25 protein-coding genes, 2 pseudogenes and 1 riboswitch are annotated in these 25,612 nt (G+C 61.6%); of the genes and pseudogenes, 19 read left to right on the forward strand and 8 right to left on the reverse strand.

The genetic code is table 11. The features are described 5' to 3' along the window. Window positions 1-29 precede the first annotated feature (29 nt). On the forward strand, window positions 30-1,001 hold the full coding sequence (locus RT21_RS02110; protein WP_046161391.1) for an aldo/keto reductase: 972 nt from the start codon (window positions 30-32) through the stop codon (window positions 999-1,001). A 65-nt stretch (window positions 1,002-1,066) separates the two neighbouring features. Here RT21_RS02110 and RT21_RS02115 read toward each other — a convergent pair whose 3' ends face one another. After that, complete coding sequence (locus RT21_RS02115; RefSeq protein ID WP_046161392.1) at window positions 1,067-1,660, reverse strand: hypothetical protein; 594 nt, start codon at window positions 1,658-1,660, stop codon at window positions 1,067-1,069. A 319-nt stretch (window positions 1,661-1,979) separates the two neighbouring features. Continuing rightward, window positions 1,980-2,082, forward strand: a riboswitch (guanidine-I (ykkC/yxkD leader). A 47-nt stretch (window positions 2,083-2,129) separates the two neighbouring features. On the opposite strand from RT21_RS02115, the gene RT21_RS02120 reads away from it, so the two are divergent. From RT21_RS02120 to RT21_RS02170, 12 genes are read left to right on the forward strand one after another with little or no spacing between them, the layout of a single operon-like run. Further along, a complete protein-coding gene (locus RT21_RS02120; RefSeq protein WP_046161393.1) occupies window positions 2,130-3,137 on the forward strand; it encodes an ABC transporter substrate-binding protein in 1,008 nt (335 codons plus the stop codon). A gap of 43 nt (window positions 3,138-3,180) precedes the next feature. Further along, entirely contained in the window at window positions 3,181-4,203 is a 1,023-nt protein-coding gene (locus tag RT21_RS02125; protein ID WP_046161394.1) for a fatty acid desaturase family protein, read from the forward strand. 1 nt (window position 4,204) lies between these two features. After that, window positions 4,205-4,993, forward strand: a complete 789-nt coding sequence (locus RT21_RS02130) for an SDR family NAD(P)-dependent oxidoreductase (RefSeq protein ID WP_046161395.1) — start codon at window positions 4,205-4,207, stop codon at window positions 4,991-4,993. Further along, on the forward strand, window positions 4,993-5,751 hold the full coding sequence (locus RT21_RS02135) for an SDR family NAD(P)-dependent oxidoreductase (protein WP_046161396.1): 759 nt from the start codon (window positions 4,993-4,995) through the stop codon (window positions 5,749-5,751). Before RT21_RS02130 ends, RT21_RS02135 begins: the two co-directional genes overlap by 1 nt. After that, complete coding sequence (locus RT21_RS24020; protein WP_234463644.1) at window positions 5,748-6,056, forward strand: hypothetical protein; 309 nt, start codon at window positions 5,748-5,750, stop codon at window positions 6,054-6,056. Before RT21_RS02135 ends, RT21_RS24020 begins: the two co-directional genes overlap by 4 nt. A 3-nt stretch (window positions 6,057-6,059) precedes the next feature. Continuing rightward, a complete protein-coding gene (locus RT21_RS24025; protein ID WP_234463645.1) occupies window positions 6,060-6,632 on the forward strand; it encodes a DMT family transporter in 573 nt (190 codons plus the stop codon). Continuing rightward, window positions 6,629-7,405: a creatininase gene (locus RT21_RS02145; protein WP_046161397.1), complete on the forward strand. Its 777-nt coding sequence runs from the start codon at window positions 6,629-6,631 to the stop codon at window positions 7,403-7,405. The genes RT21_RS24025 and RT21_RS02145 overlap by 4 nt, the downstream gene beginning before the upstream one ends. Next, window positions 7,402-8,046, forward strand: a complete 645-nt coding sequence (locus RT21_RS02150) for a cysteine hydrolase family protein (protein WP_082082091.1) — start codon at window positions 7,402-7,404, stop codon at window positions 8,044-8,046. Before RT21_RS02145 ends, RT21_RS02150 begins: the two co-directional genes overlap by 4 nt. Further along, entirely contained in the window at window positions 8,043-8,837 is a 795-nt protein-coding gene (locus tag RT21_RS02155) for an N-acyl homoserine lactonase family protein (RefSeq protein ID WP_046161398.1), read from the forward strand. The genes RT21_RS02150 and RT21_RS02155 overlap by 4 nt, the downstream gene beginning before the upstream one ends. Next, a complete protein-coding gene (locus tag RT21_RS02160; RefSeq protein WP_046161399.1) occupies window positions 8,834-9,637 on the forward strand; it encodes a hypothetical protein in 804 nt (267 codons plus the stop codon). Before RT21_RS02155 ends, RT21_RS02160 begins: the two co-directional genes overlap by 4 nt. After that, window positions 9,634-10,527: an ABC transporter permease gene (locus RT21_RS02165; RefSeq protein ID WP_046161400.1), complete on the forward strand. Its 894-nt coding sequence runs from the start codon at window positions 9,634-9,636 to the stop codon at window positions 10,525-10,527. Before RT21_RS02160 ends, RT21_RS02165 begins: the two co-directional genes overlap by 4 nt. Further along, on the forward strand, window positions 10,524-11,363 hold the full coding sequence (locus tag RT21_RS02170; RefSeq protein WP_046161401.1) for an ABC transporter ATP-binding protein: 840 nt from the start codon (window positions 10,524-10,526) through the stop codon (window positions 11,361-11,363). The genes RT21_RS02165 and RT21_RS02170 overlap by 4 nt, the downstream gene beginning before the upstream one ends. A gap of 308 nt (window positions 11,364-11,671) precedes the next feature. Here the strand turns inward: RT21_RS02170 and RT21_RS02175 are convergent, their stop codons facing one another. From RT21_RS02175 to RT21_RS24320, 3 genes are all read right to left on the reverse strand, one after another. Next, complete coding sequence (locus tag RT21_RS02175) at window positions 11,672-12,844, reverse strand: sigma-54-dependent transcriptional regulator family protein (protein WP_052724712.1); 1,173 nt, start codon at window positions 12,842-12,844, stop codon at window positions 11,672-11,674. Then, complete coding sequence (locus RT21_RS02180; protein ID WP_052724713.1) at window positions 12,844-13,236, reverse strand: response regulator transcription factor; 393 nt, start codon at window positions 13,234-13,236, stop codon at window positions 12,844-12,846. Before RT21_RS02180 ends, RT21_RS02175 begins: the two co-directional genes overlap by 1 nt. A 79-nt stretch (window positions 13,237-13,315) precedes the next feature. Then, complete coding sequence (locus tag RT21_RS24320; RefSeq protein WP_082082092.1) at window positions 13,316-13,657, reverse strand: ATP-binding protein; 342 nt, start codon at window positions 13,655-13,657, stop codon at window positions 13,316-13,318. Between RT21_RS24320 and RT21_RS23510 the strand changes: the two are divergent. Together RT21_RS23510 and RT21_RS23515 are read left to right on the forward strand one after the other, a co-directional pair. Then, window positions 13,638-13,863, forward strand: a pseudogene (locus tag RT21_RS23510) (integrase core domain-containing protein); the annotation flags it as partial. The gene RT21_RS24320 and the pseudogene RT21_RS23510 overlap by 20 nt on opposite strands. Window positions 13,864-13,871: 8 nt before the next feature. Then, window positions 13,872-14,123, forward strand: a pseudogene (locus tag RT21_RS23515) (tyrosine-type recombinase/integrase); the annotation flags it as partial. A 138-nt stretch (window positions 14,124-14,261) separates the two neighbouring features. On the opposite strand, the gene amt reads toward RT21_RS23515, so the two are convergent. Both amt and RT21_RS02195 read right to left on the reverse strand, forming a co-directional pair. Beyond that, window positions 14,262-17,645 (reverse strand): ammonium transporter, encoded by a 3,384-nt coding sequence (amt, locus tag RT21_RS02190; protein ID WP_046161402.1) that lies wholly within the window; start codon window positions 17,643-17,645, stop codon window positions 14,262-14,264. A gap of 106 nt (window positions 17,646-17,751) precedes the next feature. Further along, the gene (locus RT21_RS02195) at window positions 17,752-18,774 is read right to left on the reverse strand and encodes an alpha/beta fold hydrolase (protein WP_046161403.1); all 1,023 of its coding nucleotides are present in this window, start codon (window positions 18,772-18,774) and stop codon (window positions 17,752-17,754) included. Between the two features lie 142 nt (window positions 18,775-18,916). On the opposite strand from RT21_RS02195, the gene glnT reads away from it, so the two are divergent. The 4 genes from glnT (at window position 18,917) to RT21_RS02215 (ending at window position 23,378) form a co-directional block, all read left to right on the forward strand. Continuing rightward, window positions 18,917-20,281 (forward strand): type III glutamate--ammonia ligase, encoded by a 1,365-nt coding sequence (glnT, locus tag RT21_RS02200; RefSeq protein WP_045426979.1) that lies wholly within the window; start codon window positions 18,917-18,919, stop codon window positions 20,279-20,281. Between the two features lie 22 nt (window positions 20,282-20,303). Next, window positions 20,304-21,377 carry a putative urea ABC transporter substrate-binding protein gene (locus tag RT21_RS02205; RefSeq protein WP_046161404.1) on the forward strand — a complete coding sequence of 358 codons (1,074 nt, stop codon included), beginning with the start codon at window positions 20,304-20,306 and terminating at the stop codon, window positions 21,375-21,377. A 75-nt stretch (window positions 21,378-21,452) separates the two neighbouring features. Then, window positions 21,453-22,070 (forward strand): TetR family transcriptional regulator, encoded by a 618-nt coding sequence (locus tag RT21_RS02210; RefSeq protein ID WP_046161405.1) that lies wholly within the window; start codon window positions 21,453-21,455, stop codon window positions 22,068-22,070. Between the two features lie 210 nt (window positions 22,071-22,280). Then, on the forward strand, window positions 22,281-23,378 hold the full coding sequence (locus RT21_RS02215; RefSeq protein ID WP_052724714.1) for a hypothetical protein: 1,098 nt from the start codon (window positions 22,281-22,283) through the stop codon (window positions 23,376-23,378). Window positions 23,379-23,460: 82 nt separating this feature from the next. Here the strand turns inward: RT21_RS02215 and RT21_RS02220 are convergent, their stop codons facing one another. Then, a complete protein-coding gene (locus RT21_RS02220; protein WP_046161406.1) occupies window positions 23,461-23,823 on the reverse strand; it encodes a response regulator in 363 nt (120 codons plus the stop codon). Beyond that, on the reverse strand, window positions 23,820-25,610 hold the full coding sequence (locus RT21_RS02225; RefSeq protein ID WP_052724715.1) for a PAS domain-containing protein: 1,791 nt from the start codon (window positions 25,608-25,610) through the stop codon (window positions 23,820-23,822). Before RT21_RS02225 ends, RT21_RS02220 begins: the two co-directional genes overlap by 4 nt. Window positions 25,611-25,612: the final 2 nt, after the last annotated feature.

Here is a 25,612-nt window from a genome sequence, read left to right on the forward strand (position 1 = left end):
TCGGCTCTATTTGCATCAGAGGAGGTTTCATGCGCATCCCCCTTCCACGTCTCGGTTTTGGCGGCGCGCCGTTAGGCAACATGTTCGCCCCGCTCGACGAAACCACCGCCGACGCGACCCTCAAGGCCGCCTGGGATGCCGGCATCCGTTATTACGACACGTCACCGCACTATGGCGCCGGCCTGGCCGAGCAACGCTTTGGGCGCTTACTCAGCAAAAAGCCCCGTGATGAATTCGTCCTGAGTACCAAGGTTGGCCGCTTGCTGCAGCCGACCAGCAGGCCGGAAAACGCCCCGCCCTTTGTCGATGAGCTGCCGAACAAGCGCGTCGTGGACTACTCCGCTGACGGCGCACGACGCTCCATCGAAGACAGCCTGGAGCGTATGGGCGTGAATCGTATCGATGTCGCTTTCATCCATGACGTGTCCGAAGACCAGTGGGGCCCACAGTGGACCGAGTACTTCCAACAGGCCATGCAAGGCGCGGCGAAAGCGCTGACGCAGATGCGTGAGGAAGGCCTGATTCGCGGTTGGGGGCTTGGCGTGAACCTGGTCGAACCCTGCCGCATGGCCCTTGAGCAATCCGACCCGGACGTGTTTCTGCTGGCCGGCCGCTATTCTCTACTCGACCACCGCGAAGCGCTGGATACGCTATTTCCTAAATGCGTGGAGCGTGGCGTCGGGATCGTTGTAGGCGGGCCGTTCAACTCCGGTGTACTGGCCGGTGGCGAGCACTACGACTATGCGGCCGCGCCTGATGATATCCGCCAGAAAACCGGGCAGATCGAAGCGGTTTGTCAGGAGTTCGAAGTAGATATCCGGGCTGCAGCGCTGCAGTTCTGCCTCGCGCATCCCGCCGTCCTGTCAGCCATTCCGGGCACCAGCAACCCGAAGCGTCCTGCACAGTACGTGCAACAGTTCGAGGCCGACATACCGGCCGAATTCTGGCGGGCGCTAAAGGACAAGCAGCTGCTGCCTGAAGACGTGCCGGTGCCGGGCTAATTCAGCTTGTCACCCGCGATGATGCGCAGGCATGGCCTGAGCATCATCGCCGCCATCGTCCTCAGTCACATGGAGATTCGCGTGTTTTCGGCGCCCAGAGCGAGCGCGAGTACCGCGCTTAGCGCAACCGCCGCTGCCGCGAGCAGCGCGAACCCCACCTTCGAGAGGATCATGGCACCGTATCGTATCCCCTGCATGCGCGCCATGTAGTCGCCGCAGGTCTCCGTAGCCCGGCCGTTCGAACAGTCTTGCTTAACAGAGGCCAAGCCAGAGCGGACGAAGTGATCTGCCAACTCAGCGGACTGTAGGTGCGCGAATTGAGTCGCGAGGGCAAACGCAAGAAGCACAACGAGCAGCAGGATGTAGGATCGTGTCGAGGCCTTGGCAAGGTGACAGACGACGATTGCCGTAAGGATGGCGAGCCCTGCCACCGCGCCCTGCCCCATCGAAAAAATATCGACTCGAAGCAGTGCTTCGACTGACTCCGAATATGTGCATCTGGACGAAACGCTGTCAGCACACGCCAGCACGCTTTGCCAGTCCGCCGCTGTCAGGTGATACAAGCCTCTGGATCTAGACCAAGTCATCATCTTGATCGCGCCAACGCCGATCGAGAGGAAGGCAAGCACCAACAGCCCGAACAGGGGAAACCTTTTCATTTAGGGACATCCGTTTCCAAAGCGCACGGATCATAGCCGGTTGGGCTACCCCGAACCCACGCTGCACGCGTTGCTCGCCGTGAGACTGATCACAACGCTGATAACCGGAACCGACAGCACCATCCCGGCGCACACCTCACCATTTGAGCGCAGATTGCAGGCCGCCCCAGGCCTAGAAGATTTCTAGTTAATGCCTTCAACTGATTGATACAAAAGCCGTATTGGTTTGAAAGGCGAACTGGCACGCAACCTGCTCTACTCAGAACAGAACGGGATGAGTCGCGACAGCGCTCACATCGCTCGGCACACAGGAGCTACACAACAGGCGAACTAGGGTTCCGGCTCATGCAGATGAGCGCTGGTCCGAGAGTTCTCCGGTCCCAAGGATTGGGACTACACGGCGGGATAAAAGCCCGGGAGGACGCGATGTCATCCCGTGCCGGTTCTTCCACTGTGTAGGAGTTTCACCATGACAGGTCCGCTGTTTCCTTCGCTGCACAAGACCCTGCTCGGCGCCACCCTGGCCGTCGCGACCGTATTCGCGCCGCTGGTGGTTCAGGCGGCGGAAAAACTGAAGATCGGCACCGTCGTCTGGGCCGGTTATGGGCCGTTCTACGTGGCCGACAAGAAAGACCTGTTCAAACCTCACGGCCTGGACGTGGAGTTGCAGTTCTTCAACGACCCGGCCCTGATTCCCACCGCCATGCTCAGCCGCGCACTCGATGGCGGCATGCTGACCTATGACCAGGTCGTTGCCTCCGTCGCCAAAGGCCTCAAGCACCGCGTGGTGATGCCCATCGATTTCTCCAACGGTGGTGACGCCATCGTCGCGGATGCGTCGATCAACTCTGTGGCCGATTTCAAAGGCAAGAAAGTTGGCTACAACCCGCTCTCGCCGTCCGATTTTCTGCTCGCCTACGCGCTGCAACAGAACGGTATGACCGAGAAGGATATCCAGCCGGTCAACATGACGCCCGAAGGCATTCCCGGTGCCATGGCCTCAGACAACCTGCCGGTTGGTGTGACCTACGAGCCCAACGTGTCGCAGATCCTCTCGATGGGCAGCGGCGACAAGTTCAAGGTCGTGTATTCCTCCAAGGATGCGCCCGGCCTGATCACCGACGTGCTGGTCTTCGACGAAGCGGTGATCGCCAAGAAGCCTGCCGCCATCAAGGCGATGATCCAGGGCTACCTCGACGGGCTCGCCTACATGCAGGCGCATCCCGAGGAGTCGGCAGACATCATTGGCGAGGTGCTGGGCGTCAGCGCCGAAGAAGCCACCGAACAGATGTCCGGTGCCTACAACATCCCGCTCGCGGAAATGAGCAAGAGCTTCGCGCCCAGCGACGACACCCATTCCTTCCATGGCAGCGGCGCGATCATTGCCAAGCTGCTGGTGGATAACGGCCAGATTCCCTCCGCCCCGGATTTCAGCGACACCTACGACGCGCAGTTCACCGAAGCACTCGCCAAGTAATGCGCGCCGGGGCGAGCCGCGCTCGCCCCGGCAGGAGACCCGTATGAAAACCCGCAAGCCGCTTTTCCGTTATGCAGATGGTCGAGTGCCAAACACCCTGGCCATGACCTATGCCCTGCTCGGCTACATCGCCGGGCTGGCGCTGCTGTTCCCGGCCAATGGCTGGTTGAATGCGTTGGGTACGCTACTGCTTGGTCACGCAATGATCATTGCCGCCTACCTGATTCATGAGTTTGCTCACGGCACCATTTTCAGCGTGCCCAAGCACAATCAGTGGGCGGGCAATGCGTGCAGCTGGCTGGCCGGCAGCTGCTATGCCGACTTTCAGGACCTGCGTAAGAAACACATGCGTCACCACGTCGACCGTGCCGACGTGATCACCTTCGACAGCAAGGCCTTTCTCAAGGCCCGTCCCCTGTGGTTCCAGAAGCTGGTTGTAGCGCTGGAGTGGGCCTACGTGCCGGCAGTCGAATTGATCATGCACGGCTACGTGATCGTGCTGCCCTTCGTCACGCGCAACGAAAAGCACCGCGCGCGCCGCGACAAGGTCGCCCAGATCATGCTTATCCGCGCGCTGCTGTTCGGGCTGCTTGGCTGGTTCTCGTTGAAAGCTCTGGTGCTGTATGCCGTGGCCTGGATGCTGATGGTCACGGTGCTTCGCTTCGCCGACGCCTACCAGCACACCTACGACGCCTTCGCTGTGCTCGAGGACGGCCAGGTGCCGGAAAACAAGCAACGCGACCGCGCCTACGAGCAAGTCAATACCTTCAGCAATGTGGTGTCCGCACGCTGGCCATCGCTGAATCTGCTGCTGCTCAACTTCCCCTACCACAACGCCCATCACGAGAAACCGGTCGCGCCCTGGTATCGCCTGCCCGCGCTGCATGCCGAGCTGTACGGCAGCGCCTACAACCAGGTCATTCCGATGCGCGATCTGCTCGGCAGCTTCCACCGCTATCGCCTGCGTCGTGTGCTGGATGACGACTATGGCTCGGTCGGTGAAGGGCCGCAGAAGGCCGACGGCTTCTACGGTGCAGTTGGCGTGTCTTTCCTCACGGCGGTGTGAAATGCATAAAGCGCTCGATTATCGCGGACGTTGCGTCGTCCTCACTGGTGCTGCTGGCGGTATAGGCCGGCAGCTGGCAAAGACCTACGCCGAGGCCGGCGCCACGCTGGAGCTGGTCGATCGCGACCCCGATGCACTGGCCGAACTGGCCGAAAGTCTGCAACCGGATGGGCCGCTGCACGCCACCACCTTGGAACTCGGAGACTGGCACGCCGTGCAGCACTTCGCTGACGATCTGGCCTGCCGTAACCGCTCGGTCGAAGTGCTGGTCAACAATGCCGGTATCGAATACCAGACGCCGATTACCGACCCTGGCGCCAAGGCTGACGCCTGCTGGACGCATTTGCTCGACAACAATGTGTCGTCCATGCAGCGACTGACCCGTGCGCTGCTGCCTCGTCTTCGTGCCGGTGCCAGTGTGATCAACCAGGCCTCGATCTGGGGGCTGAAAGGCGTACCGGGCTTTTCAGCCTATGCGGCCAGCAAGCATGCGGTGATAGGCCTGACCCGCTCACTGGCCTGGGAATTGGGACCGCGGCGCATCCGCGTCAATGCCGTCTGCCCAGGCTGGATCGGCACCGATGCAGCGATGCGTTCGTTGCGCATCATGGCGGCGGAAAACGGGCGCAGCGAAGCCGAAGAGCTGGTCGCGGTGCTGGCGGCCCAGGCGATTCCGGAGCTGCTGACCCCGGCGGACCTGTCCGGAACCTTCTTGTTTCTCGGCTCGCCGCTGGCGGCGGCGCTCACCGGGCAGGCGTTGTCGGTCAGCCATGGCGAGGTGATGCATTGATGAATCGCCAGCCACTGGAAGGCAAAGTGGCGCTGGTCACCGGCGCGGCAACCGGGATTGGTCGGGCCACCGTGCTGGGCCTGGCGCAAGTGGGCGCGAGCGTCTGGATCAACCACCTAGGCCAACTGGAATTGGCAGAGCAGCTCTGCGCGGCGGTCGATGCGCTTGGCGGCCGAGCACGTTGCGTAGAAGCGGACGTCGCGTCAGCGGCGGCCGTGGCCGGGATGTTCGAGCAAATCCTCGCCCAAGGGCCGCTGGACCTGCTGGTGAACAACGCCGGCATCATTCTGGAACAACCCTTTCTCGACACCACAGAGCAAGACTGGGCACGGGTACTGGATGTCGATCTTCACGGTGTCTATCGATGCACACAGCAGGCGCTGCGGCATATGCAGCCGCGTGGTTGCGGCGCCATCGTCAATGTAGCTTCAGACCTCGGCTTTCTCGGCCGCAGCGACTACGCCGCCTACTGCACCGCCAAGGCCGGCGTGATCGGCCTGACCCGCTCGCTGGCGCGTGAATTCGCCGCCAGCGGCATACGGATAAATGCCGTCGCGCCAGGCCCCATCGCCACGGCGATGGTCTCAGCAGAAAACATGAGCGCCGAATGGATGGCCAAGGAACTGGACATTCCCATGGCCCGACTCGGCACGCCTGATGAAGTGGCGGCAGCCATCGTTTTCCTGCTCTCGCCACAGGCCAGCTATTTCACCGGGCAAATACTTGGGCCCAACGGCGGTTCCTGGATGGGCGCATGATGACCCTGTTGCCACAGGTCTTGCTGGTCACGGGTGCCGTCGCTTGGGGCCTCGGCTGGCTGCCCTTGCACCACTTCGCCAGCGTTGGCCTGGTCGGCATGCCGCTGGTGTTGCTGGTCTACGGACTGCTCAGCCTGATCGCCTTGCCGGTGCTCTGGCGCGAGCGTCATGCCTGGGCAGCGCAGCGCAACGGTCTGCTGGCCATCGCCATCTGCGGTGGCGGTGCGACCGCCGCGCTGGTCACGGCGCTGGCTACCGGTGACGTGGTTCGCGTGATGCTGTTGTTCTACCTGGCGCCGGTCTGAGGCGTGCTGGGTGGCTGGCTGTTGTTGGGCGAACGCCTGACAGCGCTACGAATCGGCGCGCTGTTGGTGGCCATGCTCGGCATCGCCCTGACCCTTGGCGTCAGCCGCGAGCTGATCCGCCCGCTGAGTGGCAACGACTGGCTCGCATTGGCGGCCGGCCTCGGTTTCAGTCTGAACAATCTCGCTACCCGCGCCGCCGACCAGGTGCCGCTGGCCAGCAAGACCTTGGCGCCTTTCGTCGGTAGCGCTCTGATTGCCGCCGTGCTCTGCCCATTGCTGGGCGATTACCCGCCACCGCTGAGCCTCACGCTGAGCTGGCAGATCGGGTTGATGGCCCTCGGCTGGCTGTTGAGCATGGCTGCGGTGCAGTACGGCGTCAGCCATATCGAAGCCGGCCGTGCGGCAGTGCTGGTCGTCTTCGAGCTGGTGGCTGCGGTGCTCTCCTCCGCCTGGTTTGGTAGCCAGGCCATCACCACACATGAATGGCTAGGCGCGGCGCTTGTGACCTTTGCCGCACTGATCGCCAGCTGGCCGGAACGCCCGGCCCTGATCGTAATTCGGAGCCCTTCGCTATGAACAGCGTGCACATGGATCAACTCAGTTGGGTCGAGTACGAACGCCGCGTGCGTGATGGCGCTGTGCTCTTCCTGCCCTGCGGTGCCACCGAACAGCACGGGCCGCATCTGCCGCTGGGCACCGACGCGCTGCTCGCCAGCGCCATCTGCGCCGATGTGGCGCAACGCGTCGGCGGGCTGGTCGCACCCGCCCTGTCCTACGGCTACAAATCACAGCCCAAATGTGGCGGCGGCCAGCACTTTTGCGGCACCACCAGCCTGGATGGCGCCACGCTGAGCGCACTGGTCCGCGACGCGGTGCGTGAATTTCACCGACACGGCGTCAGGCGGCTGGTGTTGGTGGTCGGGCATTACGAGAACCAGTGGTTCGTCGGCGAAGGCATCCAGTTGGCGCTGCGCGAACTGGGCCCGGATGCAGGTCTCGAGGTCATGCGCCTGGAACATTGGGACTTCTGCCGTGAGCAGACCCTGGCTGACGTGTTTCCGGACGGCTTTCCAGGCTTTGCCCTTGAGCACGCGGCCGTCATCGAAACCTCACTGATGCTGCATTACTACCCCAACCTGGTGGCGCTGGAGCGTATCCCGGAGGAAGCCTGCGCAGATTTTCCACCGTACGACATGTATCCGCCCCGCACCGAATGGGTGCCACCTTCAGGCGTGCTGTCTTCGGCCAAGGGGTCGACAGCGGACAAGGGACTGCGCATGGCCGACGACATTGTCAGCGGTATCGCTGCGGCGGTCTGCCATGAGTTCGACCTGGGGAACCTGCAGTGAACCTCGCACTGGCGCATACCGCGCTGCTGGTGATCGACATGCAGCGCGACTTCTGCGCGCCGGGCGGCTATGCCGATCAGGCTGGGCTGGACATCGAGCGCCTGCGCGCGCCCATCGAGCCTATCCGCCAGCTGCTGGTGGCGGCGCGACGATGCGGGCTGTTGGTCGTGCACACCCGCGAAGGCCATCGCGCCGACCTCAGCGACCTCCCCAATACCAAGCGCCGGCGTGCCGAGGCCAGCGGCGCGCCAATCGGCAGCCCCGGTCCGTTGGGCCGTCTTCTGGTGCGAGGCGAACCTGGCAACGCGCTGATCGACGAGCTCATGCCCGAACCGGGCGAGCCGGTGATCGACAAGCCCGGCTATAGCGCCTTCGCTCATACCGATCTGCAACTGCTGCTGCAAAACCGCGGGATCGGTCAGTTGATCCTGACTGGTGTAACCACCGAGGTCTGCGTTTCCTCAACGCTGCGCCAGGCGGTGGATCTCGGCTACTCCTGCCTCACGGTCGCTGACGCTTGCGGCTCTGCCTACCCGGCGCTGCATGCCGCGGCACTGTCGATGATCGGCGTCGAAGGCGGACTGTTCGGCGAAGTCATCACCAGCGATGCGCTGATCGCCTTGCTGGAGATGCCCGCATGACCGACGTGCTCAAGCTCTGGCCGCTGCTGACCGCCACCCATCGCTACGACAAGTCGATTTCCACCCGCAATCGTGGCCACGGCACCCTGATCGAGGCGCCAATCCTGGCGTTCCTGATCGAGACCCGGCAGGGCCGCATCCTCTTCGATGTCGGCTGCGACTACGCCAAGATCAACAACCCGGCACTCAAAACGCGCTGGTTCGATCCGCTGGAGTTCCCGATGGGGCCACCGGACATGCATGACGACCAGCGTCTGCCGGCCCACCTGGCCCGGCACGGCCTGACGCCGGCCGACATCGACCTGGTGTTTCTCAGTCACTTGCATTTCGACCACGCCGGCGGGCTTTGCGAGCTGTGCGGCTGCGACGTGCATGTGCACGAGGCCGAACTGGCAGCGGCTCTCGCCGAGGCCGACGATGCCTACTTCGCCGACGATTTCACTGGCCCCTTCGTTGACCAGAACCGCTGGAGTCTCCAGCGCGAGGAATACCAACTGGTGCCCGGCGTGCAGGCAATCAACACGCCCGGCCACACCGCTGGGCACATGTCTCTGCTGATCGAACTGCCGCATGGCAAGCCCGTCATCCTGACGGGAGACGCGGCGGATCTGGAAGAAAACCTCACCGATGAAATAGCGCCCGGTCTCTGCTGGCAGGACCGCGAAGACATGGCGCTGGACAGCATCCGCAAGCTCAAGGGATTGGCCGCCGAAACCGAAGCCGAGTTGTGGCCGAACCACGACATGGCCTTCTGGCGAACCCTCAAACGATTCCCGGAGTACCACGCATGAACAGCGTTCCCGAGACCTACCTGGGCGTATGGCGCCGTCGCCTGTTGACCACCACCGACGGATGCCGCGACGAAACCAGCGATGTGTACTGGCTGCAGACGGCCCATTTGCACGCCGACGTGCGCATCCCCCATCCCCCAACCACCGCTGCCTCGCTTGCCACGTGCACGCATGCACAACAGCTGGCCCTGTGCGAACAGGCCGGCTTTGCCGGCTTGACCAGGGTGGAAGGCGACATTTGCCAATGGCATCGGCTGATCGACTACCAGCCGCCCAGCGGCTCACCCGACATCGGCCGCATGCGCTTCGAGGGGCCCGATCGGTTGCTCGAAGATGGCCTGGACGGCCGCTATCACGAAGTCTGGCAGCGTGTACCCGAATCCAGCGGCACCAACTGGGGACTGTGGCTGCGGTCAGCCGATGAGCCGGAGCGCCAGGCCTGCCTGCTGGTTGCCGGGGATTACTTCATGTTCGTTGCCGACAGGCCTGCGCCGTTGAACCCCGAGGGTGGGCAACTACGCGACCAACTTGCCCGCGCCGCTCCGGCAAAACGCCTCAAGCTGCTCGCCTGTGAAATATCCTTCGGCCGCCAACGCAACGGCGCTACACCCTGGATGATCAGCCACTCGACCTTGCCGGGGCGTGTCGGCGACAACCTGCTGCCGAGCTACTGGAATTTCAGCCAACCCGCCGGTATTCCCGAAGGGGACCTGGCCCGTATTGGCCAATTCCCACCAACGCTCGGCTGGGTCAGCGTGGCGAATCCGATTTCAGCTCTCGTTCAGGAGGTAGTCGCATGACGGCGCATTTGTCCCTTAGCGCGAACACGAATCTGGAGCCGTGCGCGGCGGTCGCAGCGCAACCGATCAGCGCAGAACCCGCGCCCGTTGCCAAAACGCGCCGCGCCCGCTGGTGGCGCATTCGTGGCGATCTGCCGAAAACCACTGTTTGGACACTGGCGGCAGCGGGCCTGATTTCACCGTTCATTCTCTGGTGGGCCTATACCGCGCTAGGGCTGGCCGATCCGATGTTCATGCCCAGCCCGGGCGCCGTGCTGGAGCGATTAGGCCGCTGGTGGTCGAGCGAAGGGCTGCTCACCGACATTGGCATCAGCGTCTGGCGGGTCATGGCCGGGTTCGGCGCCTCGGCTTTACTGGCGTTGCCGCTGGGGCTGTATATCGGCACCTATCGCCCGGTGCAGGCGTTCCTCGAACCTCTGACCGACTTCATCCGCTACATGCCGGCGGTGGCCTTCATACCGCTGGTGATGCTGTGGGTGGGCATCGACGAAGGCTCGAAGGTGCTGATCATTTTTATCGGCACCTTCTTCCAGATGGTGTTGATGGTCGCCGAAGACGTCCGCCGCGTGCCGATGACCCAGATCGAGGCCGCCCAGACCATGGGCGCCAATCGCAGCGAAATCGTCAAGCTGGTGATCCTGCCGTCTGCGCGACCGGCAATCCTCGACACCCTGCGCATCACCTGCGGCTGGGCCTGGACCTACCTGGTGGTTGCCGAGCTGGTCGCCGCCAATTCGGGCCTCGGCTACGCCATTCTCAAGGCTCAGCGCTACATGCACACCGACAAGATTTTCGCCGGCATCCTGCTGATCGGTCTGATCGGCTTGCTTACCGACCAGGCCTTCCGCTGGCTTTCCCGCCGCGCCTTCCCGTGGAGGACACAAGCATGACCAACGCCAAGATCCGTATTCAGCAGGTAGGCAAAACCTTTATTAGCGACACGCGCGAGGTCGAGGCGCTGCAATCGGTCAGCCTGGATGTGCGCCCCAACGAATTCATCACCTTCGTCGGCGCCTCGGGCTGTGGCAAATCCACCCTGCTGCGCATCATTGCCGGCCTGGAAACCCTGAGTCGCGGCGAAATCCTGCTCGATGGCAACCCCGTGGACGGCCCCGGCGTCGACCGCGCGATGGTCTTTCAGCACTACAGCCTCTACCCATGGCTTACGGTCATGAAAAACATCAAGTTCTGCCGCCAACTCAAAGTGATTTCGGACACAGTGCGTGGCGATGGTGACGTTGAAACCGCTAGCGGGCGAGCCGACGCCCTGCTCAGCCTGATGGGCCTGACTAACTTTGCCGATGCCTTTCCAAGCCAGCTGTCCGGCGGTATGCAGCAGCGCGTGGCCATCGCCCGAGCGTTGATGCCCAAGCCAGCGACATTGTTGATGGACGAACCCTTCGGCGCGCTGGACGCCCAGACGCGTGAGGTGATGCACGACCTGATCCGCCACGTGCACAAGCTCGAGAAAACCACGATTCTGTTCGTCACCCACGACGTCGAAGAAGCCATCTACCTCGGCGGCCGCGTGGTGCTGATGGCGCCACGGCCAGGGCGAATCGATTCCATCTATGAGGTGCCGCTGCCAGCGCAGCGCAACCAAGACATGAAGCTGTCGCCCGAATTCACCGCCCTGAAACGCGAGATCCTGACGCGCATCAGGGAGACGTCAGGCATGCAGACCGATCTCGATCAATTGGCCAAACTCACGGCCATTGCCGGGTAATTCATCGACTGGCCGCGCGAGCTCCACCTGCGCGGCCCGTTTGACCTGATGCTTAACGCGGCATCCGAGAATGGCTGCCACCGGCCAAGAGCGGATGTTCATCTAGGCTCGATTTTGAGGTTTGGAGGCGTCCACGAAACTTGGAACGATTCACTCGCGGATCAACCTTATGGTCTCGGAGTGCTCAGCAACTGGCGATGACGAGTAAATGGTTATGAGGTTTTGTCCGTTGCCATCTCTCATCGGTGCTTCGAACTCAGCGAAGAGCTCCTCTGCACCCGCACCGCGCGCGATGAACTCGGGGCGACTTACAACTCCCGTAAGGATTCAAATATTGGTCCTTGACACACCCGGCCGTCGGTGAGGCGCTCCTTGAGCGCCGTGCGCCCGAGCCCCGCAACAGCCCGGACTTCGATGACCAGGGTCGACCCGGACGCTGCCCGCTGCAGGGCCGACAGAAAGCCCCCGAGCAGGCGTCGAGTCAGCACCTGACGATCGTCCAGCACCCTCACGCGTTCGGCAACAGCCCACTCGAACTGCAGGCCTATCACCCGCGCCTCGGTGGCAAGCAAATCCACCAGGTCCTGCACGATGTCTGCAAGCTCCAGCGGCTCAAGCTGGGCGGGGCCGGTGCGCTCAAGCGCCAGCACGCGCCAGGTTTGGGCCTGGCGAGCGAACTGCCCGCTCATAGCCCAAGATGTCTGCACCATGGTACTTACGTCGGCACCGGCGGCAATCCGGCGCGCAGCGACCTCCATGCGTAAGCGGGCGGTGGTAAGGCGTTGCAGCATGTCTTGCCGCAGACGTTCCAGGATGTGCACCATCTCCTCACCGCTGGTGCTAGATAGCCATTTGGCCAGCAAATCGCATTCCATCGCCTCCGTGGCGCAGAACAGGATGTCACGCACACGGTCAGCCGTGGCCAGGGTCCGTACCGACATGCTCAGCACGCCCACCGGACCCTGCGGCCCGGTGATCGGTACACCCTGGCACGTGAAAGCCTGAAAGCCCTCGATGAAATGTTCGGGGCCTACCAGTTCCACATAACCGTTCTCCACGATCGAGGTGCCGACGCCGTTGGCGCCCGCATGAGCCTCATCAAGCAGGGAGCCCGGTCGCGGGAAATTCTCATCGGCCATTGTCTCAGGGTCGCCGACCAGACGCAGCAGGCGGCCGTCGGTGTCCGCCAGCATCGCCGCATGCCGATTGGCCCCTGCCGCTCTGGATAAGGCCCCGAGAAAGGGCGCTGTTGCCGTGATGAACTCGTGACGCTGTGCGAGCAGCTGCTGTGTTTCGCTTTCTCCCAGCAGGTCGGCGCGGCCGAGGCGAGGATTGCACCCGCTGGCGCGTGCGCGGTTCCACGCTCTCAGCACGTACGGCCGCAGCGTGTCGGGCGCCAGCTCTTCGTGCCGCACGTAGCGTTCCCAAGCGGCGCGGACCTGGTCTACATCGGGATGCCTGATATTGGACAGAAAGATCATCAGGCCATTCCTGGACCCGGTGCGCGCGTTACTGACGGCAGGCGTCGCAGCAGGCGGGCCAGCTCGTCGATCTCAAAGGGCTTCGACAGCGCATCGTCGAAGCCAGCTGCGGCCGATTCAGCCGCCAGGCTCGCCATGGCCGATACCAGCACGGCAGGCGCCGTCAGCCCGCATCCTCGCATCTGCTTGAGAGTCTCCGAGCCGTTCAACCACGGCATGCGAAAGTCGAGCATTACCAAATCAGGAGTTAACCCATCACATACGGCTGCCACGGCTGACCGAGGGTCGTCATACACTGAAACTTGGAAGCCTTCAGTTTCGAGCAGCGATGCGACGATCTCGAGCAAATCGAACTCGTCGTCAACCATCAGCACGTGCAATTCGCTAGTCATTCCTGATGCCGTTTCACGATACACCGACTCCTTAATCCCTTAACCCGCTTTTCGCCCAACTAAACTTCAAACCGCGCGTTCACTCGGGATCGCCAGTCTGACCACCGCCGGCAATTAGGTGTACCGCTACCAGCGTTCGGTTCTTGGACCGCCCAGGTTCTTGATTGACGGTAAGTACGGTACCGTAATTTTGGTTCGACTCTGCCGTTATGGTTCCGCCGTGTGCCACAGTGATTTCACGCGCAATGAACATACCAAGGCCCAGGCTATTCGACGGTCGGCCTTCGTTCCGTTCGTTTTCTGAAAGTTGAACCAAGGGATTAAAAATTTCCTTCAATGACTGCGGCGGAAGTAGAGGGCCGCCATGATTGCGTACTTCTACGATAACGGCGTCGCTTTCGCACCGTATCAGGTGCTCGATGACGGACGGCTATGACTGTTATCAAAACGCAATTGCAGAGCGGGTCAATGGGATATTGAAGACCGAGCTTTTGCTCCAGAGACCACAGGATTTAACCCAGGCGAAGAAGATGGTGAGCGAGTCGGTAGCGATCTACAACGCGCGAGCGTCCGCACCTATCTTTGAAATATCAAACGCCCGATGCGATGAACCAAGCGTTTGGGTGAAACAGGTCCATCGATCCACTCGTCAATACGCTCGTATAGTAAAAGGCTGGGTGAAAGCCATAGGCCTTGATCCTGCCATGTATGGCACTCAAACAATGAGACGTACGAAGGCATCACTGATCTATCGCAGAACGAAGAACCTGCGGGCGGTTCAACTCCTGCTCGGCCATACGAAGCTGGAGAGCACCGTTCGATATCTTGGGATTGAGGTCGAGACCGATCTCGACCAGCTCCAGAAACTGACAGCGATCGCTGGTTAGCATCCACGGTGGGCTGAAGCCCACCCTACTGTCGAGCGGGTTGTGCAGCTGTCCCCTTCAGTACCCGCTGAGCAGCCCGCGGTGGGCTAAAGCGGAACGCTGCCCGGCCCACCCTACCGGTCCAGATCGCATCGTCGTTCAGCGCGGCATCATCCGCACGCCGGATAGCTCGGCGAGCGGTCCCGGCCGGCCCAGGTGGTAACCCTGCACGTAGTCGACGCCGATGTCCTGCAGGCACTCGAGGATGGCCGCTGACTCAACGAACTCCGCCACGGTACTTAGCCCCATTTCATGGCCGATGTTGTTGATCGACGCCACCATTGCCCGCGCGATGGGGTCGCGATCAATGTCCCGAACGAAACTGCCGTCGATCTTCAGATAATCCACCGGCAGGGTTTTGAGGTACCCGAACGACGACAGGCCCGAGCCAAAGTCGTCCAGTGCGAAGCTGCAACCCACAGCCTTGAGGCTGTTCATGAAGGTCATGGCACGGCTGAGGTTGGCGATCGCCGCAGTTTCGGTGATTTCAAAACACAGGCAATTGGCGGGGATTTGGTGGCGCTCGATGGCCGACAGGACGAATTCGAGAAAGCTTTCCTCACCCAGCGAGGTTGCCGACAGGTTGATCGAATAATGCCCCAGCGACGCACCGGGACGACGACGTAGATCGCCAACCCATGCCAGGAAATTGCCGACCACCCAGCGATCCACCGCTGGTGCCAGATCGTAACGTTCAGCCGCGGGCATGAAGGCGCCGGGGGGAATGATGCTGCCATCCTCGCCCTGCATGCGTACCAGCACTTCATAGCGCTGCGAACCGTCGTCGCCTGCGGCACGCACGATAGGCTGCACGAACAAACGCAGCAGGTCGCCATCCAGTGCTTGCCGTAGCCGGTGCGTCCATTGCATCTCGCCGCGGCGTTCCATCAGTTGCTGGTCGTCCGCCTGATACACATGCACGCGGTTGCGACCGCCGTCCTTGGCCGCATAACAGGCACTATCGGCAGCACCAAGCAAAGGGCCGAGCGTTTTCGCGTGCTCGTCGATGGCCACCAGACCGATGCTGGCGCCAACCGCGAAACTCTTGCCCTCCCAACTGAAGCGAAACTCGTCAACCGCGTGGCGTATGTCTTCGGCAACCCGCACCGCCTGTTTCAACGAACACTCATTGAACAGGATGCCGAACTCATCGCCGCCCAGGCGCGCCAGCAGATCACTGCCCCGCACACGGCCTCTCAGTAGTTGACCCAGTTGGCGCAGCAATTCGTCACCGGCGGCATGGCCGCAGGTGTCGTTCACCACCTTGAACTGGTCCAGGTCCATGTAGCAGAGAACATGCTCGCCACCGGTATATTCGCGCAGCAGCGACTCGATCTGGCGCTCGAACGCGGAGCGATTGACCAGCCCGGTCAGGTTGTCGTGATTGGCCTGGAACGTCAGCTTGTGAGCCAGCTGGCGGGTGACCGTGACATCGCGAAAGGTCAGCACAGTACCGATGACGGCACCCTCGGCGTCGCGGATGGGCGCAACCGCATCCTGTACAGCCAATTGCGTGCCATCAGGTCGATGAAGGATGCCCGGCGCACGCTCTGTACGATCCTGACGGTCACTTCTGCGCCGAAGACCGAGGCTGGCGGCATTGAGCAGCCGCGCACCGGTGGCCTCGTCGAATAGCTGGTAGACCTCGTCAAGCACCAGCCCCTGCGCGGCGGCCTGGCTCCAGCCGATCAGCCGCTCGGCGCTGGGGTTGAGATAGCGCACGCGCCCAGCCCGGTCGGTGGTGATCACGCCATCGCCGATGGAAGCGAGCGTGACCTGGGCGAGCATCTTCTCCGCGAACAGCTGCTCCTCGATCTGTCGGCGTTCGGTGATGTCTCGCACCATGCAAACGAAGGCGTCCTGCGGGCGATTTCCCTGGCTGGCGGTCAGCTCTGCGGCAAACAACTCGCCGTCTTTGCCGTGGAGCATCAGTTCGGTTTTTAACTCGCCGCCGGCTTCCGGCAACAGCGAACCACTGCTGCCCACGACGAAACGTTGAAAGGGTTGCCCGACGATCTGCTCGGCCGGCAAACCAAACAGTCGTTCGGCGCCGGGATTGCAGCTGGTCAGGATGCCGTCGGGCCCATAGGTAACAATGCCGTCACGGATGTCCCGCACGATGCTCTGCGTCTTCGCCACTGCGTGTTGCAGGGCACGGATCACCTTGTTGTATTGCTCGGCGATCTGCCCGACTTCGGTGAACGGCTCGACCTCCACTTCGCGCTGGAAATGGCCCTGGCGCTGGTGTTCAGCCATGGCGTCGAGCAGCTCGATCAGTTCAGTGCGTGCGCCATGTTCGCTGACGTTCAATCCCACGCGCTCATCATCGGGATTTACCCGCATCGGGTAGTACCGATTGATCAGCCGCAACAGCAGATAGGTCACGCCGAAGGCCCAGACCGCGCATACCAACACGCCCTGCAACTGAACCATCAGTTGATCGAAACGACTCAGACCGGTGCCGAGCAGCAGCGGGTCAGCACACAGCGCTACCGCCACAGTGCCCCACAAGCCAGCCGCCAAGTGAACCGGAACCGCGCCGACCGCATCATCGATGGCGCAGCGCACCAACAGCCGGTCTGCCAGCCACATCGCCAGGCCGCCGCCTGCCCCGATCAGCAGGGAGTCGGCAATGCTGACCGCATGAGCACTCGCGGTGATCGCCACTAACCCGGCCAGCATACCGTTGAGCAACGCAACGGGCTCGACGTAGCCGTGCCGCCATTGCGATAGCAGCATCGCCAATGCCATGCCAGCCATGCCTGCAACAACGGTATTGACGACGATTCCCGGCACGCGGCCATCGAAACTCAAGGTGCTGCCGCCGTTGAAGCCGAACCAGCCGAACAGCAGCAGCAAGCCGCCGAGCATCGCCAGTGGCAGGTTCGAGCCCGGCATGTTCTGCCGCAGCCATTTGCTATCGAAGCGGCCCGCGCGCGGGCCGATGACCATCACCGTTGCCAGCGCGATCCACCCGCCTACGCCGTGCACCACGGTCGAGCCCGCAAAGTCGACAAATCCTTGCTGCGCGAGCCAACCCTGACCTTCACGCAAGGCGCCGCCCCATGCCCAATGGCCGAACAAGGGGTAGATCAGACCAGCCGACAGCGCGGCGACGATCAGGTAGGCGTTGAAGCGCATACGTTCGGCGGCCGCGCCCGAAACGATGGTGGCGGCGGTCGTACAGAACATTGCCTGGAACAGGAAAAAAGCCAGCGGCCAACTGTCGTCGACCGCAAGTTCAAGCATGAACAGACCCGTGCCCATCACCCCGTCCTGACTGGTGCCGAACATAAGCGCGAAACCGAATGACCAATAGAGCAGCAAGGCGATGCACAGGTCAGCCATGTTCTTGGTCGCGACGTTGATGGCGTTCTTGCTTCGCGTCAGGCCGGCTTCCAGGCACAAAAACCCAATCTGCATGTTGAAGACCAGACCGGCGCACAGCACGACCCAGAGAATATCGATCGAGTCTTTCGGCATACGCATCCCATGGCAGGTGTCCGCAGAGGCGGTGGAAAGCACAGCACCTGGCGGCGCTGGCTTTTAGCTATTAGCCAGAACCGTGCCAGCCGTCCTAGGGCTCACATCAGGACGCCAGCAGGTCATGCATGGCGGCGAAGACCTGCGCCATAGCCTGCGGACTGCGCCCTGGCCCGCCAGCGCAGTGGCCCCAGTCCGACTGCAGCACCCGCAGCTCGGCGTTGGGCATCAACGAGGCTTCGTGTCGCGCGTCTTCAACGGTGAAATAGAGATCACTGCTGCTGGGCATGATGATCGCCCGAGCAGAAAGGTGGGACAGCGCCTCGTCCAGGCTGCCAAACCCGGGCAGCGCGGACGGATCGGCTGACTGCCAGGTATCGAGCACGCAAAGCAGATCGTTGGCGTCCTGCTCCAGGTGGTCCTGTTCCCAATAGTCGAGCAAGGCATCGAGACTGGTGAAACCCAGCTCACGCCATTGCTCGGCGCGAAAGAACGCCTGCGAGTAAGCCCAACCGGCATAGGCGCGGCCGAAGGCTCGCAGGCCGCGTTCGGGTGCTTTGATATAACGCCCGCCCAGCCAGGCCGAATCGGCCTGCAGAGCTGCCTTCACACCTTCAAGGAAGACGAAATTGTGCGGCCAGCAGCGCGCCGTACAGCAAAACGGCAGGATGCGTTGCACCTTTTCAGGGAACAACAATGCCCAGTAAAGCGCCTGCATTCCGCCCATGGACCAGCCAGTGACTAAGTGCAATTGCCATGTTGGGCCAAACAGCTGGTCGAGCAACATGCGTTGCGCCCGCACGTTATCCGCCAGCGTGATGTGCGGAAAATCCGCACCGCCCTGCCCTGCGGTGGCATTGCTCGGAGAGCTGGACCAACCGGCACCGAACAGATTGGTCAACACCACACAGCAGTCACCACTGGCCAGGGGGCTGCCTGCACCAAGCAGGGGCAGACTGCCCCAATGCGATCCACCGTAGTAGCTGGGAATCAGCACGATGTTGTCTCGCTGTGCATTCGGCGAGCCGACGACCTGATAGCAGAGCCGCGCTTTCTGCAAAGTCTGGCCCCTTTCAAGCGCTAGATCGCCCAGCTCGATGAATCTTTTTTCCCTTTTTATCTCAAGCACTTGCAGTTCCTCTGAGCAGCATTGGCGGGTGTCCCGGCAGGTCTTGCAGCAGCTTTTCTATACACGCTGGCATGTATATTGGATGAAGGATTCGTGCCACAGCGCGTAACGCTGGCCAGAATTCAGCAAGGGATTTCCCACCATGACGACCTTTCCGCTTTCCCAGATCGACGAACTCAAACAGAGCCTGCAGGACAAAGGCGTCAAGTACGCCATGGCCAGCTACGTGGACATGCACGGCGTGATCAAAGGCAAATTTGTGCCACTGGCGCATCTCGGCCAGATGCTGCGTGGCTCGGAGCTGTATACCGGGGCGGCGCTGGACGGCGTCCCGCAGCAGATCAGCGACAACGAAGTCGCCGCCATGCCGGACCCGGCCAGCGCCACCCAGTGCAGCTGGAACCGCAGCCTGGCCTGGTTCGCCAGTGATCTGTACCTAGACGGCAAGCCGTTCGACGCCTGCTCGCGCGGTATTCTCAAGCGCCAGACTGAGGCTGCAGCCGAGATGGGCTACAGCTTCAATCTGGGCATCGAGACCGAATTCTTCCTCTATAAGGACACTCCGGACGGCGGCTTCGCCCCGCTCAGCGATCGCGATACCGCAGCCAAACCCTGCTACGACCCGCGACTGCTGATGGACAACCTGCCGGTGATCGACGAACTGGTGGAGGCCATGAACGAGATGGGCTGGGGCGTCTACTCCTTCGACCACGAGGACGCCAACGGCCAGTTCGAAACCGACTTCAAGTACTCGGACGCACTCACCATGGCGGACCGCTTCGTGTTCTTCCGCATGATGGCCAATGAGATCGCCCGCAAGCATGGCGCGTTCGCCACCTTCATGCCCAAGCCCTCGGCGCAGCGCACCGGTAGCGGCGCGCACTACAACATGTCGCTGGCGGATCTGGCGTCTGGCAAGAATCTCTTTGAGGTGGACGGTGAGGACCCGCACGGCTGTGGTGTCACCCCGCTCGCCTACCACTTCATCGCTGGTGTCCTGAAACACGCCAAGGCCATTTGCGCAGTGATCGCGCCCACCGTGAACAGCTACAAGCGGCTGATTCGCAAGGGCGCCATGTCCGGTTCGACCTGGGCACCAGTGTTCGTCTGCTACGGCAACAACAATCGCACCAACATGCTGCGTATTCCGTCCCAAGGCGCGCGAGTGGAATGTCGCGCCGCCGATATCGGCTGCAACCCTTATCTCGGCGCCGCGATGATCCTTGCCGCTGGTCTCGAAGGGGTACGTGAAAAGCTTGAGCCGGGCCAACCGCACCGCGAGAACATGTACGACTACAGCGAAAAGGACGTCGCGGACATGGGCATCGAGACCCTGCCGCGTACGTTGTCCGAAGCCATCGACGCCTTCGAGGCCGACCCGCTGTCCCGTCAGGTCTTCGGCGACGCCATGTACCAGGCCTTCGTCGACTACAAGCGCGACGAATGGAATGCCTACCACACCCATGTTTCCGACTGGGAAATCCAGCGCTACCTGAAATTCTTCTGACTCGATGAAAAGGAGATTCACCATGCAAGCCAATACGTTCAAGCGGGCACTCTGTGCCGGCGCCGTGATCTTTGCAGCCCTTTCGCCTTTTGCCGTGCAGGCCGAGGAAAAGAAAACCTTCGACATCGCCTGGACGATCTACGCCGGCTGGATGCCGTGGCAGTACGCCGACGAGTCGGGAATCATGAAGAAATGGGCCGACAAATACGGGATCAAGGTGAACATCACCCAGATCAACGACTACGTCGAATCAATCAACCAGTACACGGCGGGCCAGTTCGACGGCGTTGTCGCCACCAGCATGGATGCGCTCTCGATCCCGGCTGCCGGCGGCGTAGACACCACGGCCCTGATCGTCGGTGACTACTCCAACGGCAACGACGGCCTGGTGATGAAGGACAGTGCCGATCTGAAATCGCTCGAAGGCCAGCCGATTCATCTGGTCGAGCTGTCGGTCTCGCATTACCTGCTGGCCCAGGCACTGGACAGCGTCGGCATGAGCGAGCGCGACGTGCAGGTTGTGAATACCTCGGATGCCGATCTGGTCGCGGCGTTCAGCACCGACGACGTGCGCAACGTCGTCACTTGGAACCCGCTGCTCGATGAAGTCGCTGCCATGCCCGGCGCGCACAAGGCCTTCGATTCCAGCCAGATCCCGGGCCATATCAAGGACCTGACCATCGTCAACAGCGAAACCCTGGCGGACAACCCGAACTTCGGCAAAGCGCTAGTAGGCGCCTGGTATGAGGTGATGGGCATCCTCGAAAGCGATACCGAGGAAGGCGCCAAGGCACGAGCAGCCCTGGGACAAGCATCGGGCACCGATCAAGCCGGTTACGAAAGCCAGCTCAAGGGCATGAAGATGTTCTGGAAGCCGGCCGATTCGCTGGCCTTCATCGAAAGCGACGAGGCCTACCAAGCCATGGACAGCGTTCGCCAGTTCTCCTTCGATCACGGCTTGCTAGGCGACGGCGCCGACTCGGTAGATTTCGTCGGCATCGCCATGCCGGGCGACAAGTTGCTCGGCTCCGATGCCAACGTCAAACTGCGCTTCGATACCACCTACATGCAGATGGCGGCAGACGGGAAGTTGTAAAAGTGCCGGCTGCCAGCTTCTACCTGAAGCTGGCAGCTCGCGTTCGCTCTCCCCACTCTCTCAACGATCAAGCTCATGCGCCGTACCAAAGAAGACGCCGAACAAACCCGGCTGAAGATCATCGCCGCCGCGCTGGAGCTGTTCAGCAAAAACGGTTATTCCAACACGACCCTGGCGATGATCGCCGATGAAGCAGGCTTCAGCCGCGGACCGATCTACTGGCACTTCAAGAACAAGGATGAGTTGTACCAGGCGGTTCTGGGCTTTTCCCAGCAGCCGTTGGAAAAACTGATTGCCCAGAGCCAGAGCATGGCCGAGCGGCCGCTCGAGGCTCTCGAGCACTTCATCAGCGAATGGTTTCGCCTGTTGCTGGAGGATCGCTGGCACCGGCAATCATTCGAGATCTTGTTGAACAAGACCGAATTCACCGAGCAGATGGCCGATACCCTCGCGCGTGAGCGCAAACTGACACGCGACATCGTTACGCTGCTGGAAACGCTCATCGAAGCCGCAAGCCCAAGCATCGACCCTGGCACAGCCAAGCCACACAGCCGCGCGCTATTTGTCTATGCAAGCCTTATGGGCATTACCCACAGCTGGCTGTTCTCGCCTGAACTGTTCAACCTCAAGTCGCAACAGACGTTCTTCACCAAGCAGCTGCTCGCCGACTGCCGCCCGCCAGAACCGGCATAGTCCCCTTCGCACCCGCTCGTCATCTCGTTATTTCCAAACAATACAAAGCAGAATGCTGGCAAATCGGGCCCCTACATCAAGGCCTTCGTTTAATGCCGCGTTGTGCTGGAGGTATTAATTCTCCGCCCATGCCAGGTCGTCTTTCCGGTGGATACACAACTGCAAACCTGACGAATAGAACTCAGGCTCCTGCAGCGGAGGGATACTGATATGCAAACAAAAAGAACAATCCTGGCAGCCGCCATTTCACTGCTGATTGCTAACCACGCCTATGCCGCAAGCGAGTCGGTTCAGGACCAGACGGGTACTGATAACGTCGCCGATGTGGTTCAGCAAAGCGATTCCAGCAGCGTCACCCAGCGTCAGAACGGCACGGCCAACGTTGTCTTCACCGAGCAACGCGGTGTCGGATTGACGACCGAGAGCGATCAGGTCGGCAGCGGCAATATCTCTGTTACCGATCAGAGTGGTTCCAACGGCAGCGTGGCGATCAGTCAAGACGGTCAATACAACCTGGCGACCATCCTTCAATCTTCGGTGGGCGTAGGCCAGTCGGCCGCCATTTCGCAGGCAGGGATCAGCAACCTTGCATACATCGAACAGCTGGACGGCGCCGGGAACGCCGCGACGATCAGCCAGAGCGGACAGCGCAATGCCACCGAGGTTTTCCAGGTCGGGCGCCTGAGCAAACGCTACACCGGCGTCCAGAACGGTGACGGCAATACCGCCTACATCGAACAGTCTGGCAGTGCCTCTGCCGATACCGAGCAGACCGGCACAGCCAACGTCATCAAACTCACTCAAGACGGTTTCCCTTATGGCGCCTATGCGTCCATTAGCCAGAACGGCACCGGGAACGAGGCGACGCTCGACCAGCGCTCAGGCGGCCGTTATTCCTCAGGAGATGTGGCGTTGGTTCAGATCGGCACGGACAACGTCGCAGATGTGGTGGAATCTGGTGGCTTCTCATCGTTCTCCTATACCCAGGACGGCATCGGCAACGTGCTGACTGCAGAGCAAGGCGGACGCTCGACGTCAGTCGTTGGGCGCTCCACCGGTAATTCCAACCGGGTCGATATCGAGCAGGATTTCGACGGCAGCAGCCTTGTCATTGACCAGAACGGAACGGCCAACGAGATAGACGTGGTTCAGATGGGCTACTACAGCAGCGGCACCATTGAGCAGGTGGGCACGGAGAATTACGCGTCGCTCGTGCAAACGGGTGCATGGGACAACGTGCAGCAGTACGACGCGGCCATCATGCAGAACGGTACAGGCAATTCGGCGTTCGTTACACAGGGGCCGTAACACCCTACCGGCCAGCTGCAGCTTCGCCCACTCGCAGCAGCATACGTGCAGTGGCAGGCCATTCAGAACGTGGCCTGCCCTCTCAGTCAATTGCCAAGGCCTGGCGCACGACTCGCTCGAGGTCACTGAAGAAAAATGGCTTTTGCAGCGTCGGAATGTGCGCGTAGCGCGGGTCCATGCCGACCGAGCCATAGCCGGTCGCGAACACCAACGGGATGTGGCGGTCGATCAGGCGATCCGCAATCGGAAAGCTATTGACCCCGTCTAGGTTGACGTCCAGCACTGCCAGATCGAAATCACCGCTCTCGGCTGCCTGCATGCCCTCCGCAAAGCGTGGCACCAGTTCCACATGTTCGCAGCCGATGTCCTGCAGCATGTCTTCCAGCAGCATGCCGATCAGCGCTTCATCCTCGATGACCAGTACCTTCGAACACAGACCACTCATTGCAACGGCACCTCTATATCGCAAACAACGCCGCCGGCGAGATAGGCCAAACATACCTCGGCATCCAACTCACCACCCAATCCGCGCTCAAGCAACCTCGACCCGAACCCTTTGCGTACGGGTGGGGTAACGACCGGGCCACCGACCTCCTCCCAGTGCAACTGGAGAGTGGGTGCCTGCTCCGACAGTGACACCTCCCAGGCGATGCGCACCTGGCCTGAGTCGCTGGACAACGCTCCATATTTGGCCGCGTTGGTGCACAGTTCATGCAGTGCCATAGCCAGCGCCAACGCTTGCTTGGGCCGCAACCGCTGCGCCGGCCCCTCGCTGACGAAACGTTGCTGGCCATCGACCCGGAACGGCGCGACGGCCTGCTCAATAACATCACGCAGGTCAGCGGCTTGCCAGTTCTCCCGCGACAGCACGTCGTGCGCCTTGGATAGCGCGATCAAGCGCCCTTCGAACCACTGGTAGCCTTGGTTGCTGGCATCGCGGCGAAAGCTCTGCGCAGCAATCGACTGGACCGTCGCGAGTGTGTTCTTGACCCGATGGTTAAGCTCATTGAGCAACAATTGGCGATGATCGTCGGCGACCTTTCGCTCGCTGATGTCGACCAGCATATTGACCGCGCCAATCAGCTCGCCGGCGCTGTTACGCAGCGGAGCGGGGTACGCGAGAAACGGCACACGGGTCCCGTCCGGGCGCTCAGCCAACGCCTCGGCACCCTGGATAGCGCTGTTTTCGCTCACTGCCACGGCCATCGGGCAGTCCTCGTGACGCATCGGTGTGCCGTCTGGCCAGTACAACCGCCAGGATACGCACCACTCATCGCTACCAATGATGGGCACACGCCCGGTCAGCTCGACACAAGCCTGGTTGAAGTAGCTGACTTTGCCATTCGCATCGGTGGTGTAAACGGCCGAAGGCAAGGCCTCCAGAAGGTCGCGCAAGCGCTGGTCGGCCTCACGATTCGCTGCCTCCAGTTGCTTACGTTCGGTAATGTCGCGAGTGATTGCCAGTTGTACGAAACCACCCCTTGATCCGCTTCTGTCATTTGGCAGCGTCATGGGCACTGCATGGGTTTCCATGTGCCGCCGGTTCCCGGCGAAATTGATGATGTCGAATTCCCAACTGAGTTTTTCGCCATCGCAAACCCGGAGGTGCTGCTCCTGCCATGAGGCTCGATGCTCAGGCGCGATCAGCTCAAAAACGCAGGCACCCTCCACGTCCTCCGGCGCGTTCGCTGCCAGCATTTGCAGGCCAGCCGGGTTCATTTGTACCAGCGTCCCGTCGCGATCAACCACCTTCACGCATTCGGGCGTGTGGTTCACCATCGCGCTCAACCAGTCGACATCACGCCGCCGATCGGCGCTTGACTGCCGCGCAGGCGTAATAGCCTGAAAGCACACAACTGCGCCGGTGATCTGTCCGGTGCCGTTGCGCAGCGCTTCGATATTGGCCAACACAGCGGCTGAAATGCCATCGGGCCGCTCGATCAGCAGCACGACGTCCTGAGCGGAGCGACCGGTGCGAATCGCGTAAGCCAGCGGGGTATCGGCAAGCGGCATCAGCTCACCATCGTTTCGCACCATCCGCAGGCGTCCGTGACTGGCTAGCACCCCGCCGCACAGCTGATCGGCCATCCGGTTGTAGCGCTGCACAGCGCCGTTGGCGTCGAGCACGCACACGCCCATGGGCATGACGTCGAGTACGGGATCATCGAACGGCAGCGAATCCGCAAGAGAATCGGTTGCCGGGTTCGCGCCGGAGATATTTGCAATCTGCATTA

The organism is Pseudomonas sp. 10B238 (assembly GCF_000970615.1).
Lineage (GTDB): Bacteria > Pseudomonadota > Gammaproteobacteria > Pseudomonadales > Pseudomonadaceae > Stutzerimonas.